Origin of the sequence: Peribacillus frigoritolerans (assembly GCF_040250305.1) — a bacterium.
Classification (GTDB): domain Bacteria; phylum Bacillota; class Bacilli; order Bacillales; family DSM-1321; genus Peribacillus.
Genome location: NZ_CP158190.1, coordinates 2,043,201 through 2,059,687 on the forward strand (window position 1 = coordinate 2,043,201; position 16,487 = coordinate 2,059,687).

Genomic DNA, 16,487 nt, shown 5'->3' on the forward strand with positions numbered 1-16,487 from the left:
CAAGAATCGACATTATGTTAACTAAAAATAAATAGAGTATACATGAGATAAAATGAAAAATGATCTTAAAAAAGGGGGAATCACTGCCTATCAATCCAAGAAAAAAGGTCACCCCCAAAACGATAAAATGATCACCTTTGTTACAAGAAGGTCTAAAATTTCGTTTTGGGGGTGCTGCAAAATTTTAATTTGATGGCTATGGGGTAACGTCAATATTTCGGATATTTTGTACGCTAATCAAATTTTGACATAGATATAGCCAAATACCTGTAAGTTCTATGGTTTTATGTTTATTTAAGGGTCTTAGTGAGTTAATTGGTATTCTATTTGAATCAAATTTATATTCTCCAAGAAAATTAATATGTTCCTACCCTATTATAAGTCAGGGTTACAGTAAAAAGGAAAGGTGAAAGATTGTTAAATCCGTTCCACCTTACTGAATTTGAATGTTTTTTAATAATTTATATGCCAAAATAGCTAAGTATAACTTTATGCCATTATCATAATTGTTTAGGTCTAATCCAGTTTTTTTCTGTATCTGTTCTAACCTGTATTTCAGTGTATGGCGATGAATATATAGCTCGCTTGCTGTTTCTTTAATACTTTGATTGAAAAAAAGATAAGCTTCAAGTGTAGTAATGAGGTCTATACCTTTTGAATCAAATAGATTTCCAAGGTATTTTTGGTAAAATTCTTCTAAATCTACCCCTGATTCTTTCATTTCAATGAGTAATTGATATAAGCCAAAATCGTTATAATGGACTATGGATTTTGGTTTAAATAGAATTTGGGAAAATCGTGCTGCTTGCTCAGATTCAGCAGCACTTTTGTGTAATTGATAAATGTCGGCAGTTGTTTTACCAATACCTATAGCTATTTGTTCATTTGATAATGTCGAATTCCAACTATTTAAGAGGGTCTCTGCTACCTCTAAAATATTTAATCCAGGTTTTGCTTCCACCAAAATAATGACACTATCGGATTTTATCCTCATGAGGTAGGGGATTTTTGACTTTCCCATGGTGTATTGAATAATTTCGGTTAACTCATTGTATTTTTCCTTGATTTCCTCCTCTTTCAATAATGGGAAATAAATGTATATGATACTTTGTGGATTTGAAAGGTCTACTCCTAGTTTACGTCCTCTCTCGATCATATCTTTATTATTTGGGATTATAGGATTTAATACTTCTTCTAGGAAGTCACTAGTGAGCCTCAATTGTGTCTCCTCTACTGCTTTCCTCCGCAAAAATTCAATGGCATATACAGTAGTGGCATGCTCAATTGCAATTGAATCCAATTCTTCCGATAACCTTTTTTCCTTTATAATGAGTAGACTTCCGTAGGTATTTTTATTAGCTATAATAGGTTGACTATTAATTTTGTAGTTATCCATTTGTTTTTCATATAGATTTTTTAAATTGTTAATATCAATAAAGTCATGTTTTATGTAGGAACTTATTATTTCATCTTTTGCTATAAGGATTACACTTGCATCAATTATTTCATGAAGGGTTTTTGTAATAGGATCAAATCCGTGTTGTTCTAATACAAGCCTTGTAAAATCCTGATGGATTCGTAGTGAATATTCAAATGTTTGGCTTTGTTTGTTAACAATTTGTACCAGTAGTTCTTTTGTAATCATAGAAAAGTTTATGTTTGCAGGAATTTCAATTAAAGGTAAGGCAAATTCGTCTGCGATGGTAATAAATGATTTTGGAATTTCCTTTAAATAAAATCCTGTATATATAGCTATTCCAGATAGTTTTCCGATGGATAAAAGCTTTTCAAATTCCTTACGTTTCTTCGTATTTTCTCCTAATCCGAATCCTGTTGTTAACAAAAACTCTCCATCTTGTAAACGATGGATATCTTCAATTACCTCCACAATAGTTACCCATTTGATCCAATTTTGTAACCCCTTTTTTCCAGCCTTTAATTTTGTTTGTTTCATAATAGGTAGTTGCAAAGCTTCATAAATCCGAATAGCCATAGATAGCCCCCCTAGTGATTAAACTTAGTTATCCTATCATCCATTATACGCGGTGTATAATGGAACATCTATTTTTTCATACGTTTGTCAAATTGTTATTTGTCAGAAATTTTAATAAAGTTTTAATATACTCTTATAATTCCGAGGGAGATGTAATGGATGAAGAAACGAGATTATTTAATTAAACCGGTATTAGGACAGCAATATCCAATAGCTGCATCTGCAAAAGGCATATATATATATGATCAGGGTGGTAAGAAATATATTGATGGGTCGTCTGGAGCTGTAACGGTAAGTATTGGACACGGTGTACAGGAGGTTATTAAAGAAACCCTTGCACAGGCAGAAAAAATTTCATTTTCTTATAGATCACAATTTACGAATGAACCGGCTGAAAAACTAGCAGAAAAATTGAGTCAATTGGCTCCAGGAGATCTTAATTGGTCATTCTTTGTAAATAGTGGATCAGAAGCGACGGAGACAGCGATGAAGATTGCTATACAATATTGGCAAGAAAAAGGACAACCACAAAAAGATCGCATTATATCTAGGTGGACTAGTTATCATGGCATTACAATGGGAGCATTATCCATGTCAGGACATGTATTAAGAAGACAGAGGTTTGCAGCGATGTTAGCTGATTATCCTTCAGTGTCCGCCCCATACACTTATCGTCGACCTGATAATTTAACTGAAGAAGAATGGGGTCTTCTTTGTGCTCAAGAACTTGAAACGGAGATTAGGCGTATTGGGGAAGAACGTGTTGCTGCATTTATTGCCGAGCCAATTATAGGTGCTTCTGGGGGGGCTATCACTCCACCAGCTAATTACTATCAAAAAATCAAGGAGATTTGTGAGCGTTGTAACGTCCTATTTATTGCAGATGAAGTAATGACCGGAATTGGACGTACTGGGAAGATGTTTGCAATAGAACATTGGGATGTTACTCCGGACCTTATCACTCTAGGAAAAGGAATGAGTTCAGGGTATACCCCAATGGCAGCTACTCTAGTCAGTGATAAAGTTATGGAACCTATATTAAATGGATCTAAGTCTATTATAGGAGGCCATACTTATAGTGCTAATCCTCAATCTGCAGCAGTTGCACTAAAGGTTATTACATACGTTGAGAAACATCAATTGGTAGAAAAGGCAGAAGAACAAGGTATATATCTTATGAGTAAATTGAAAACGCTTTTAAATTCTTGCGAAATGATTGGGGACGTAAGAGGAAAGGGGCTTTTAATTGGAATGGAGTTTGTAGCCGACCGTGAAAAGAAAAACCCTTATCCACCTGAATTAAATGTAACAAATAGGGTAATTAAACAAGCCTTTGAAAAAGGGTTACTTGTTTACCCAGCGTCAGGAGCTATTAATGGAATGGGGGATGCTATTATCATTTCGCCACCTTTGGTTATTACAAAAGATGAAATTGATAGTTTAGTAAATATTTTAGAAGAAGCAATTTCTGAAGTGCAATGTGAACTCAACATGGAGGGCAAGATCAATGCTACTGTCCAAGTCTAAACAAGGAAAGGTAAGTACTTTAGAGGCTGCCCTTCAAAGAATTTCTGACGGATGTTCCTTAATGTACGGAGGATTTGGTGGCATTGGTACTCCCCCTACCATTATAGAAGGGATATTAAATAAAGGATGTAAACATTTAAGTTTAATAGGTAATGACGCAGGTTTCCCGGACGTTGGGGTTGGGAGATTGGTTAGTTCAGGAAGGGTGAAGAAACTAATTACTTCTCATATTGGCTCCAACCCAATAGCCGGTCAATTAATGAACAAGGGGGAAATGGAAGTAACATTTTCTCCACAAGGAACGTTGATTGAACGTATTCGAGCCGGTGGTATGGGATTAGGTGGTATTTTATCCGATGTGGGATTAGCCACTGTTGCAGAGGAAGGAAAGACACATATTACTGTAAATGGACAGGAATATTTGATTGAAACAGCATTAACTGCTGAAGTATCTATAATCCATGCTTCAAAGGCTGATTATCTTGGAAATCTCGTATTTGAAAAAAGCGCACGTAATTTTAACCCTTTAGTTGCTATGGCGGGGGATTTTACGATAGTTGAAGCAGATGAGATTGTTCAAGTTGGTGAACTTGATCCAGAATCGATTATAACCCCTGGAATCTTTGTAGATATGGTAATTCCAAGTGAAGGAGTGAATTGGAAATGGGTTTGGGAGTAGAAGATCGCCATTGTATCGCTAAGCGCGCTGCCCAAGAAATAGAAAATGGAATGATTGTTAATCTAGGAATAGGCATTCCTACATTAATTGCTGATTATATCCCACCAGATATTTCTGTCCAATTCCATGCCGAAAATGGAGTGTTGGGCACTGGCCCGACACCCAAAAGGAGTGATATTAATCCTAATTTATGTAATGCCGGTGGTTATCCCTGTTCTGTGGTTCAAGGGGCTTCCTTTTTTGACAGTGCTACTGCATTTGGTATGATCCGGCGAGGCCGTTTAGATGTTACCATTTTAGGAGCCCTTGAAGTAAGCGAAGAAGGCGACCTGGCAAATTGGATTGTTCCTGGAAAACTTGTCCCTGGTATGGGTGGGGCCATGGAGTTGGCTCAAAAGTCTAAAAAGGTAATTGTACTGATGAACCATACAAATAAACAAGGTAAATCTAAAATACTGAAGGAATGTACACTACCACTTACAGCTAAAGGTTGTGTTAGTTTGATCATCACTGAAATGGCTGTGATCGAGGTAACGCCACAAGGATTAGAGTTAAAAGAAGTTATGGAACCTTACACAGTGGAAGATGTAATTAAACATACAGATGCACAATTGAAAGTACTTAAAATCACAGGAAAAGTTTAGGAGTGATTGAAATGGAAGATGCCGTAATCGTATCAGGAGTTCGTACTGGAGTGGGTGCATTTGGAAAGTCACTTAAAAGTGCTTCCGCCACTGAAATGGGAAGACAAATATTGGAGGGTTTAATGGGGAAGACCACTCTTACCAAAGCGGATGTAAATGAAGTAATATTTGGACATGGCTATGTACATGGGGGAGGATTGAATTCAGCTAGAATATCATCGCAATTAGCTGGATTCCCAACGAGTGTTCCAGGACATGTTGTAATCAAGGCATGTGGTTCAAGTTTAAAAGCAATTACTAACGCGGCCTTAACGATTAAGGCCGGTCAAGAAGAGGTGGTAATTGCAGGTGGGGTAGAGAATATGAGTCAGGTCCCATATTTAGTTAAAAATAGATGGGGAACAAAATTTGGGAACGTAGAAATGGAAGATGCCCTATTAACTGATGGTTTAATTTGCTCGTTGGAAAATGAACATATGGGAATGACGGCTGAACGCTTAACGCGAATTTACAGTATCTCCCGCGAGGAACAAGATAAATTTGCCTTTGATAGCCATAAAAAGGCAATTCAGGCTATTGAAAATCATTATTTTCAAGATGAAATTTTGCCTGTTCAGGTCCCCGGTACGAAAGAATCTTACCTTTTCAGGACAGATGAGTCTGTACGCTCGGATATTCTGCTAGATAAATTAAAAAATCTTCCACCTGTTTTTAATAAAGATGGGTCAATCACTGCTGGGAATGCGTGCCCTATGAACGATGGTGCAGCAGCAGTATTAATGATGTCAAAAAAGAAAGCTATACAAAAAGGTATAAAACCTTTGCTAAAAGTGAGAGCGTTTTCTAGTGCTGGTGTAGAACCAGGTATTATGGGGATTGGACCTGTTCCTGCAACAAAAAAGGCACTAGAGTTAGCCGGATTAACTTTAGATGATATTGGTTTGATTGAGCTTAATGAAGCCTTTGCTGCACAGGCATTAGCTGTTATTAAAGAACTAGAGTTAGACTATTCAAAAGTAAATGTTAATGGTGGAGCTATTGCGTTGGGGCATCCAGTTGGAGCAACTGGTGCTAAACTAACTGTTAGTCTAATGAATGAAATGTTACGTACCAAAACAAAGTATGGAATGGTGACGCTATGTATGGCTGGAGGAATGGGGCTTACCGTCATATATGAAAACCTAACACTATAACCACATTAAAGCGAGGTGAACTGTATTGCAATTAATCAAAGCACAAATTCAAACATGGTTAAAAGAGCATTATGAAGAAGGTACAGAATTATTACAACGACTTGTACAATCTCCTAGTATTTCTAAAAATGAGGCAAAAGCGCAATCAATAATCACTGAAGTATTGTCGACTATGGGGTTAAAGGTGGATGCCTGGGAGCCATGTGGAAAAGAATTAACCGAAAGTCCCTACTTTTGTTCGTCAAGGGATGATTTTACAGGAAGTCCTAATGTTGTAGGTGTTCTACCTGGAACAGGTGGTGGCCGTTCCATAATCTTAAACGGACATATTGATGTTGTCCCTGAAGGTGATCATGAACAATGGACAGATGATCCCTATAGTGGAGCTATTAAGGAAGGAAAAATGTATGGTCGTGGTGTTACGGATATGAAAGGTGGGCTAGTTTCATTTCTTTTAGCCTTACAAGCCATTCTACAACTCGATATTAAGCTTAGAGGCGACGTTATTTTTCAGAGTGTTATAGAAGAAGAGAGTGGTGGAACAGGGACTTTATCTACTATTCTAAAAGGCTATAAAGCTGATGCTGCACTAATCACTGAACCTACTAATATGAGAGTTTTCCCTAAACAGCAAGGATCCATGTGGTTTAGGATCTTTGTCAAAGGACGATCAGCCCACGGGGGAACACGATATGAGGGAGTAAGCGCTATTGATAAAGCAATGATACTAGTGGAGCAAATCAGGGCTTTGGAGTTTAACCGGAATCAACGTATTAATGATCCTTTATACGAGCAGACCCCTATCCCTATTCCTATTAATATCGGAGTTATTTCAGGAGGAAACTGGCCATCTTCAGTACCTGATTTGCTAAAAATAGAGGGAAGAATGGGTATAGCACCTAACGAGAAGATAGAAGATGCACAACATGAAATGGAGGAATGTTTACAACAACTATCAGTCCTAGACCCATGGTTTAAAGAAAATCCACCTGTCTTAGAATGGTTTGGTGCTCGATGGCTACCAGGGGAAATCGATCTTGAACATGATTTGATGAATACGTTAGTTCATCAATATAGAGAAACTACTGGTGAAGAACCCGTGATAGAGGCTTCTCCTTGGGGAACTGACGGGGGATTACTTACAGAAGTAGGGGAAATTCCAACGGTAGTTTTTGGACCAGGAACAACGGAAATGGCACACTTCCCAGATGAGTATATTGAATTGGATAAAGTTTTTAAATCTGCAGAAATTATTGCATTAACTATAATTCAGTGGTGTAGTATCAAGAACAATATCTGAATTAAAGGAAATGCCATAATTAGTACATGCATAAAACGGCTGATTTAATTTAGGAGGGTATTATGGCTGAATTAGATAATGAACAAGGTCTCAAAAGGGTAATGAAAAGTCGCCATTTATTTATGATTGCTTTAGGTGGTGTAATCGGTGCAGGATTTTTCAACGCTTCAGGTTTTACGATTAGTCAGGCAGGCCCTATAGGCGCAGTTTTAGCCTATATGATGGGCGGACTTATTATGTATTTAGTTATGCTATGCTTAGGGGAATTGACAGTGGAAATGCCAGTATCTGGATCTTTCCAAGCTTATGCGACTAAATACATTCATCCATCGACAGGTTTTACAGTTGGGTGGATTTATTGGATTGGGTGGTCTTCTACCGTAGCCTATGAAATTATCATTATAGGTTCACTGATGCAAAGATGGTTCCCTGATATTTCTCCATGGATCTGGTCGTTAATTGCAGGAATTGTACTATTTTCTGTTAATGCCCTTTCTGCACGCAGCTTTGCAGAAACAGAATTCTGGTTTGCGAGTATCAAGGTAATCGCTATAATCTCTTTTATCTTTATTGGGTTAGCCGTTATTTTTGGTATTGTACCAATTGAAGGTGAACCAGCAGCTCCTTATTTTACTCACTTAACAGAATTTGGCTTCTTTCCTAATGGAATATTTGCAGTAGTTATTGCTATGATGGCTGTTAATTATTCGTTAGGTGGTACGGAACTTATAGGAATTGCTTCTGGTGAAAGTGAAAATCCTGAGAAGACGATCCCTAAGGCTATAAACCAAACTGCTTACCGAATAATATTATTCTTTGTTTTGTCAATAATTATCGTTGTTTCTATAGTTCCTTGGCAACAAATCCAACCAGCTGCTAGCCCGTTTGTTACTGCACTAGATAACATCGGTATACCATATGCAGCCGATATTATGAATTTTGTAATTATTACCTCATTACTATCTGTTGCTAACTCTGGTCTTTATACTACAACTAGGATGTTATACTCTCTTTCTAGTTCTAAGATGGCACCAAGATCCTTTCAAAAGTTAACCCAAAAAGGTGTGCCTTTACTTGCTTTAACGGCTAGTATGGGAATCTCCTGTGTGTCCATTCTTGTTTCAAAAGTAGCGGCTGAAACTATTTATACCTGGATTCTTTCTGTAGCAGGAATGGCATCCATGTTGGCTTGGATGAGTATTGCGGCATCTCAGTATTTTTTCCGCAGACGATATGTAGCTGAAGGAGGAAAAGTTAGTGATCTAAAATTTCGGACCCCACTTTACCCTTTAGTTCCTATCTTGGCATTTGTCTTTAATCTAGTTGTATTAATAAGTTTAGTATTTGACGAAGGAACTAAATTGACTATTTATATTGGTGTTCCAGTAGCCATTGCTTTTCATTTGATATATATTTTATTTTTGCAAAAACGCGGAAAGAAAGATGTTGGGTCATCGGTTCAAGAGGATTATGAAAAGGTGCGCTTAATTAATAAAAGTTAAACATAAAAAGTGGTTCTGGTGCAAAAACTTCAAAACAATTGCAAACAATCTCTAAATCTTGGACATACTGATATTATTACTCTAAAAAAAAGGAGAATGATCAGTATGACGAATGAACATTTATTTAAGTGGAAGCACTATCAGCCGGAAATGATTATGTTAACGGTGAGATGGTACCTGCGGTACAGTTTGAGTTTTCGTGATTTGGTAGAAATGATGGATGAACGAGGTTTATCTATCGCTCACACAACCATTATGCGTAGGGTTCATCAATATGGACCTGAATTAAATGAAAGAGTACGGCGTCACCACAAGCCAACAAATGACTCTTGGAGAGTCGATGAAACGTATGTGAAAGTAAAAGGTCAATGGATGTAGTTGTATCGTGCAGTCGATTCAGAAGGGAATACGATTGACTTTTATCTAAGTGAATCAAGAGATAAACAAGCAGCCAAGCGCTTTTTCAAGAAAGCCTTGGCTGCTTCTCATGTTTGTAAACCTCGTGTCATAACAGTGGACAAAAACCCAGCCTATCCCGTAGCGATTCAAGAGTTAAAAGAAGAGAAACGTTTGCATGAAGGCATACAAATAAGGCAAGTTAAATATCTCAATAATATGGAGGAACAGGATCATCGTTTTATAAAGAAGCGAGTTCGTTCGATGTTAGGATTGAAATCATTTCGTACAGCTACTTACATACTGAGTGGCATAGAAGCGATGCATATGATTAAAAAGAAGCAGGTTTACCAAGGGGGGAAGTCTGCCCAAAACCAAAAAGAATTCATCCATAAACTGCTTGGGTTAGCTTCATAAATTAGCAATTTAAAGGAAACGGACATTCTATGTTTCTAGCGAGTAATTTTTGCACCAGAACCAAAGAAAGTAATTAGGTGATTTAATGTTTATTATAGTGATTAGTACAGTGTTGGCGGTAATACTGATGATTCAAGCGATTAGGGTAAAAGATTATATATGGTTGTGTGTTTCATACCTATTGCGTGTTTAATAGTCCTCTCCCTTACAGATATTTTAGATTTATCCTCAGTAGGGCTGTAAGTCTTTCTTTTTATATAATTTTTATCCTGACCATCTTTTTATGTGGTTATTATAGCGCAAAAAAAGATATTAAAGAAAATTCGGATGGTTCCTCTGATTAAATGAGGGTAGGTTTACATTGGATTTTTCATTTTGACGTTTGTGAAAGGTCACTTTTACGAACTTTTTTTCTTTTTACTAGTTGATTTTGCTGATTCCTTTTAATTAGTTCATTATCTACTGACCTAATATGGATCTCACGGTTGTGTGTAGGGTAATTGCGTTATCTCCTTGTTATATGATAGGGGAAAATGCTATGGTTGAGTTACATTTGCAAGTCCAATATATAGAAAAGAAGTGAATTAAATGGCCGAGCCTTTAAAGGATTTATATAATGAAACGTTCATTCGTGAATTCGGTGATAAAGTAAAGGGTGTCCATCCGTCCTTCTCAACTGAATCGTTTATAGGGGAAGTAATTGATGAGCATTGGGACGAGAGGAAGTTAAAAGAACGAATAAGGCACATTTCCATTACTCTTGGAAAGCATCTTCCAAGTGATTATCAAGAGGCTTTGGATATTTTGTATCGGCTTGATAAGGATTGTGAAGGGTTTAGATATTTATTTTTCCCGGATTTTGTAGAGGTACATGGATTGAATAAGAAAGATTGGCCGTTATCGCTAGATGCCTTGGAGCGTTTTACTGCAAGATCGTCTTCCGAATTTGCCATCCGTGCTTTTATTTTGCTTGATCCCGTTTTAATGATCGAGAAGATGAAGGAATGGACCAAGCATAATGATGAGCATGTCCGGAGGCTGGCAAGTGAGGGATGCAGGCCCAGGTTACCTTGGGGGCAAGCTTTACCAATGTTCAAAACCGATCCGGCACCAGTCTTGGAATTACTTGAAAACCTGAAAAACGACCCGTCCCTATATGTTCGTAAAAGTGTGGCAAATAACTTGAATGATATTGCAAGAGATAATCCGAATGTCGTCATAGAAACTGCCAAGCGTTGGCATGAAAGCGGAGAACCCAACACGATTTGGATTGTCCGACGGGGATGCAGGACCTTAGTTCGTCAAGCAGATCCTGAGGTCCTTTCATTATTTGGATACATGGATGTATTGAATAATCCGGGTATCATTACAAACGCATTTATTAGAAATGAACCAGACTCGATTTTCATTGGGGAAACGAGTGAACTTCATTTCGGGTTTCAAGTGCATGTGAAGAATATAGCGAAGCTTCGTATTGAGTATGCCATCGATTTTGTAAAAGCGAATCAGAAAACGTCTCGCAAAGTATTCCTACTGGCAGATAGGAATTTCACCGATGGAGAACAAGTCGAGAGAGTGAGAATCCACAATTGGAAGGACCTGACCACACGTCGTCATTACACGGGAATCCATCGAATCTCCCTTCTCGTAAACGGAGTGGAAGTTGCAGAAACGCATGTAAAACTAAATGATGGAAGATAAAGGTTAATGAAAAGTGTGGGAAATCATAATTTACAGGATATTCCACTGAAAAAATGAGGAACCTGAGAGTTCCTCGTTTTTAATTATTTCCTGATAGTGAAACGTAGTTACTTTTCATTCTTTCTCTCATAACACATTAAAAAGCAATCAAATCCAAAAAGTTGGATAGCTCCGATTGCTGCGCAAATTATTAATTAACAACGCCAGTAAAACGATTATCACAGCACCAGTTAAAACAGGCGTAAATAAATAACTCCAGCTATACTGGCCAAGCATAACTACAAGCGGGTCTGCCCCAGCTGGCGGGTGCGTCGTTTTTGTCAGCATCATCACCGCAATTGCTAATCCGACTGCCAAGCCGATGGCCCAAGGCTCATCGCCAAAAAAATGATAGGTAGCTAAACCTACGAATGTTGAAACGAAATGGCCGCCAATAATATTCCGTGGCTGTGATAATGGCGCGTTCCACAGACCGAACGCCAGGACACAGCTGGCACCAAAAGGAGCCATTAACCACATTGCTGATGTTATTTTTGTTAAAAGAATTAAAGCGAATATTGTTAAAAATCCCCCAATCAGTCCCGTTATTGCGTCCTTTACATTTATCTGTAAAGGGCTTCTTCCTTTTCCCTTCATCTTCGATAAATAACGAATATGAAAAAAGCGTTTTTCTTTAAGCCTGGCTACTGATATACGATCCAATATTACCCCTCCTTTTTTATATAATTAGACTTTACACGAAATAAACTAACCTGTCAAAACCATTTTTGGTGGTTAGTTTAAAAATCCATAAAAAAACCAACTTATATAATAAGTTGGAAAGACTGTAGCCAAAAGGGGTTTATCTATAAGTAAAAACAAAGCTGATTGGAGCGGGTGTTCGAGAAAAGCTCGTCCAGGGGAGGCACCAAAGGCGCCGAGGGCGGTCCGCCCGCGGAAAGCGAATCCCTGGAGGCAACGTTCAAATTGTCGAACCTAAAAAAACTGTTAGACAAACTTATTTAATAAGTTGGATATTCATTCATCATCAGATTTCCGGTGTTGAAATCGTGCTACTTTTTTTCTATTACCACATATTTTCATTGAACACCACTTGCGTCTCCCGCTTTCATCGATGAATAATAGTACGCAATCATCATTCGAGCATCGCTTTAGTGATGACAGCTTATTTTCTTCAATTAATTTTAAGGAGTCAAAGGCAATATAAGATTGCAGGATATCTTCCGCTTCTCCAACAGGTATGGGAACCAGTTTTTGATCACTTAGTTTATAAGTGAAAGGTGATTTTTCGATTTTTTTTTCTAAAAAGGCGATAAACTCATGAGGAATCGGATTCCCATCTGCTATTAACTCAAATTGTTTTCTTAAAATAGTACGCATTTGTAGAATGCCTACAAATACCTGCCCGATTCTCTCTTTAATTTTTGAGGATAACTGATTATCCAAATATGAGTTTTTCCCTTTTATTACAGTAAGCCAGTCCAGCACATCCCGTTCTGAAAGTAATAAGTCCTGCCGCTGACCACGACTGACCAGTTCTGTATTCACTAAATCCAGAGAAAGATTACCTGATATAAGTGGAAATTTATTGGTTTCAGACATAAGTTCATCTCCCATTTCCCTGCTGAAATCTAACCATAAAAATGTTAATTGAGGGGTTATATCATAATTATACCCTATTTCGGTATTTTTCAGCTACTCGTTATCTTGAGAGAAATTACGGGTTAACATGAATGTTTTCAAACATCCATATTTGCAATAACAGGATTGTATTTGAAAGTACATGATAATCAATCCTTTTAAAGTGAGGAAAAAAGTTATTGACAAAACCTGTACGTACAGGATAATATGAAAGCGTATACAGAACCTATACGTACAGGTTATAAAAACAACAATATTTTGCTTTCTAGGGAAAGGAAGTAGTGAAATGGGTAAATACACAGAACCAGCAACGGATTTGCTCCAACATGTCGGAGGGAAAGAAAATATTGCGACGGTTACGCATTGTGCAACAAGAATGCGTTTTGCGTTGAAAGATCCCGCCAAGGCGGACGTAACGAATATCGAATCGATTAAGCTTGTGAAAGGAACGTTTACACAAGCTGGCCAGTTTCAGGTCATAATCGGGAACGAAGTATCATCGTTTTATAATGAATTCGTTTCCATAGCTGGACTTCAGGAAGCGTCAAAAGAAGATGTGAAAAATGCGGCAAAACAGAACATGAGCTGGTTGCAGCGGATGATTGCACATCTTGCGGATATTTTCACCCCGCTGATTCCTGCCATAGTCGTTGGCGGACTCATTCTTGGATTCCGCAATATCATCGGGGATATTAAAATGTTCGATGACAGCACAAAGACCCTTGTGGATATTTCACAATTTTGGGGAGGGGTACACGCCTTCCTTTGGCTGATAGGTGAAGCAATTTTTCATTTTCTTCCTGTTGGGATTACATGGTCGATCTCGAAGAAAATGGGCACGACCCAAATTCTCGGCATCGTCCTTGGTTTGACCCTGGTTTCCCCACAGCTTCTTAATGCATATGCAGTGGCAAACACAAAGGCAAGTGATATACCTTTTTGGGATTTCGGTTTTGCCCAGGTCGATATGATCGGCTACCAGGCCCAAGTCATCCCAGCGATACTTGCAGGGTTCGTCTTGGCGTATTTAGAACGGTTCTTGAGAGATAGGGTGCACAATTCCATTTCCATGATCGTCGTTCCATTTTTCGCTTTACTTCCAACTGTAATCATTGCCCATACCATTTTGGGGCCTTTAGGCTGGAAAATTGGTTCTGTCATTTCTACGGTTGTATATTCCGGATTGACCTCATCAGTTGGCTGGCTATTTGCTGCCGTTTTCGGCTTTGCCTATGCACCGCTTGTCATCACAGGCCTGCATCACATGACAAACGCAATCGATCTTCAGCTTATGAGTGAACTTGGCGGTACGAACCTATGGCCGATGATCGCATTATCCAATATTGCGCAAGGTACGGCAGTGCTAGCAATGATTTACATCAACAGAAAAGACCAGGAGGAAAGACAGGTTTCCATTCCCGCCACGATTTCATGTTATCTAGGTGTAACCGAGCCAGCCATGTTCGGAATTAACCTGAAATATGGCTTTCCGTTCTTAGCGGGCATGATCGGTTCACTTTTCGCAGGTATCGTTTCAGTCGGATCTGGAGTAATGGCAAATTCCATCGGCGTTGGAGGGATCCCAGGTATCCTATCCATCAAGCCGCAGCATATGGGAATGTTTGCACTCGCGATGCTGGTTGCATTCGTTGTGCCATTCATTTTGACTATAGCATTCTCCAAGCGCCCTAATATGAACTTGAAAACAAGAACGAAAACAACGAAACTAAATGCTTAATAACGCGGAGGGAGAGCATTCTCCCTCTTTTTTTACCATACTGGCAAAAGATACATCAGGGTTAAGCAGGGGAGGAATTACAATGAAGGATTTTAAAAAAAGTACGATCTATCAAATTTATCCGAAGTCATTTAAGGACTCGAACGGTGACGGCATCGGGGACATAAATGGTGTGATAGAAAAACTTGATTATTTGAGTAAACTGGGAGTGGATTATATTTGGCTGACCCCTTTTTATCGTTCACCTCAAAATGATAATGGATATGATGTAGCGGATTATACATCCATTGATCCTGTTTTTGGGACGATGGATGATTTCGAAAGATTGGTGAAGGAAGCTAATTCGCGGGATATTCAAATCATGCTGGATATGGTATTCAACCATACATCAACAGAGCATGAATGGTTCCAAAAAGCACTGGCTGGAGAGAAAGAATATAAGGACTATTATATTTTCAAGAAATCGAAAAATGGGGAGCCCCCTACGAATTGGATTTCGAAATTCGGAGGCCCAGCATGGGAATATGTAGCGGAACATGATGAATACTACCTCCATTTGTTCGATCGGACACAAGCTGACCTTAATTGGGAAAATCCTAGAGTGAGGCAGGAAATCTTCAATGTAGTGAACTTCTGGCTGGATAAAGGTGTGAAAGGGTTCCGTTTGGATGTCATCAATCTTATTTCGAAACCTGACATATATGAAAATGACAAAGATGGAGATGGACGATGCTTTTATACAGACGGTCCCAAGATTCATAAATTTCTAAAAGAGATGAATGAAGAAACTTTCGGGAAGGATGAAGAGGTGATGACTGTAGGGGAAATGTCATCGACGACCATTGACCATTGCATCAAATATTCATCTCCAGTTGAAAAGGAGCTGTCCATGGTATTCAGTTTCCATCATCTAAAGGTGGATTATAAGGATGGGGAAAAGTGGTCACTTGCAGATTTTGACTTCAGGCAGTTAAAGGAGATCCTAAGCAGCTGGCAATATGGGATGCAAGAAGGAAATGGATGGAATGCCCTGTTCTGGTGTAACCATGACCAGCCGAGGATCGTATCCAGATTTGGGAATGATCAAGAGTATCACAAGGAATCGGCCAAGATGCTGGCAACAGCCATTCATATGCTTAGGGGAACCCCTTATATTTATCAAGGCGAGGAAATAGGGATGACCAACCCGAAATTCAATGATATTGGACAATATCGGGACGTGGAATCGATTAATTATTACAATATTTTAAAAGAGGCAGGCAAGGATGAAAAGGAAATAATCGAAATCCTTCAAGCTAAATCCCGCGATAACTCGCGAACTCCAATGCAGTGGGAAAATTCGGAGCATGCAGGCTTTACAAAAGGGACTCCATGGATTGCAGTGCCTGATAATGCCAAGGTTATCAATGCTGAACACGCACTGATGGATCAGGATTCCATTTTACATCATTACCAAAAACTTATATTCTTACGCAAGAAACATGATATCATTGCATATGGGGACTATCAGGAAATTCTTGGCGACCATGACCAATTGTTCGCCTATGTACGCAGTTATGATGACGAGAAACTTTTGGTCATCAATAACTTTTATGCAAAAGAAGCGTCCTTCGAAATTCCAAAGGATATAGACCTATCCGGATACAACTCAGAGCTCCTTCTCTCAAACTATATCGATTCGAAAGAACTTGCAGGTGATGTTATCCTTCGTCCCTATGAATCGGTTGTCTATTTGTTGAAAAAGGACGAGTAGCAG

General features: G+C 38.6%; 12 protein-coding genes and 1 pseudogene. 10 read left to right on the forward strand and 3 right to left on the reverse strand.

Going from position 1 to position 16,487, the window contains the following annotated elements; all coding sequences use genetic code 11:
- Window positions 1-433: 433 nt before the first annotated feature.
- The gene (locus ABOA58_RS10115) at window positions 434-1,993 is read right to left on the reverse strand and encodes a PucR family transcriptional regulator (RefSeq protein ID WP_350302169.1); all 1,560 of its coding nucleotides are present in this window, start codon (window positions 1,991-1,993) and stop codon (window positions 434-436) included.
- A gap of 159 nt (window positions 1,994-2,152) precedes the next feature.
- On the opposite strand from ABOA58_RS10115, the gene ABOA58_RS10120 reads away from it, so the two are divergent.
- From ABOA58_RS10120 to ABOA58_RS10155, 8 genes and pseudogenes are all read left to right on the forward strand, one after another.
- Window positions 2,153-3,520 (forward strand): aspartate aminotransferase family protein, encoded by a 1,368-nt coding sequence (locus ABOA58_RS10120; protein WP_350302170.1) that lies wholly within the window; start codon window positions 2,153-2,155, stop codon window positions 3,518-3,520.
- On the forward strand, window positions 3,501-4,199 hold the full coding sequence (locus ABOA58_RS10125; RefSeq protein WP_350302171.1) for a CoA transferase subunit A: 699 nt from the start codon (window positions 3,501-3,503) through the stop codon (window positions 4,197-4,199). Before ABOA58_RS10120 ends, ABOA58_RS10125 begins: the two co-directional genes overlap by 20 nt.
- Entirely contained in the window at window positions 4,184-4,843 is a 660-nt protein-coding gene (locus ABOA58_RS10130; protein ID WP_350302172.1) for a 3-oxoacid CoA-transferase subunit B, read from the forward strand. Before ABOA58_RS10125 ends, ABOA58_RS10130 begins: the two co-directional genes overlap by 16 nt.
- Window positions 4,844-4,854: 11 nt before the next feature.
- Complete coding sequence (locus ABOA58_RS10135) at window positions 4,855-6,036, forward strand: thiolase family protein (RefSeq protein WP_350302173.1); 1,182 nt, start codon at window positions 4,855-4,857, stop codon at window positions 6,034-6,036.
- 25 nt (window positions 6,037-6,061) lie between these two features.
- On the forward strand, window positions 6,062-7,336 hold the full coding sequence (locus ABOA58_RS10140) for a peptidase (protein WP_350302174.1): 1,275 nt from the start codon (window positions 6,062-6,064) through the stop codon (window positions 7,334-7,336).
- 62 nt (window positions 7,337-7,398) lie between these two features.
- Complete coding sequence (locus ABOA58_RS10145; protein WP_350302175.1) at window positions 7,399-8,838, forward strand: amino acid permease; 1,440 nt, start codon at window positions 7,399-7,401, stop codon at window positions 8,836-8,838.
- Between the two features lie 105 nt (window positions 8,839-8,943).
- Window positions 8,944-9,651: pseudogene (locus ABOA58_RS10150) on the forward strand (IS6 family transposase).
- A gap of 588 nt (window positions 9,652-10,239) precedes the next feature.
- Window positions 10,240-11,352 (forward strand): DNA alkylation repair protein, encoded by a 1,113-nt coding sequence (locus ABOA58_RS10155; protein WP_350302176.1) that lies wholly within the window; start codon window positions 10,240-10,242, stop codon window positions 11,350-11,352.
- A 147-nt stretch (window positions 11,353-11,499) separates the two neighbouring features.
- On the opposite strand, the gene ABOA58_RS10160 is transcribed toward ABOA58_RS10155, so the two are convergent.
- Entirely contained in the window at window positions 11,500-12,054 is a 555-nt protein-coding gene (locus ABOA58_RS10160) for an HPP family protein (RefSeq protein WP_350302177.1), read from the reverse strand.
- Between the two features lie 315 nt (window positions 12,055-12,369).
- The gene (locus ABOA58_RS10165) at window positions 12,370-12,954 is read right to left on the reverse strand and encodes a CGNR zinc finger domain-containing protein (protein WP_350302178.1); all 585 of its coding nucleotides are present in this window, start codon (window positions 12,952-12,954) and stop codon (window positions 12,370-12,372) included.
- A gap of 325 nt (window positions 12,955-13,279) precedes the next feature.
- On the opposite strand from ABOA58_RS10165, the gene treP reads away from it, so the two are divergent.
- Window positions 13,280-14,731, forward strand: coding sequence for a PTS system trehalose-specific EIIBC component (treP, locus tag ABOA58_RS10170; RefSeq protein WP_350302179.1), 1,452 nt, complete (start codon window positions 13,280-13,282; stop codon window positions 14,729-14,731).
- 82 nt (window positions 14,732-14,813) lie between these two features.
- Complete coding sequence (gene treC / locus ABOA58_RS10175) at window positions 14,814-16,484, forward strand: alpha,alpha-phosphotrehalase (RefSeq protein WP_350302180.1); 1,671 nt, start codon at window positions 14,814-14,816, stop codon at window positions 16,482-16,484.
- The last annotated feature ends 3 nt before the right edge of the window (window positions 16,485-16,487 follow it).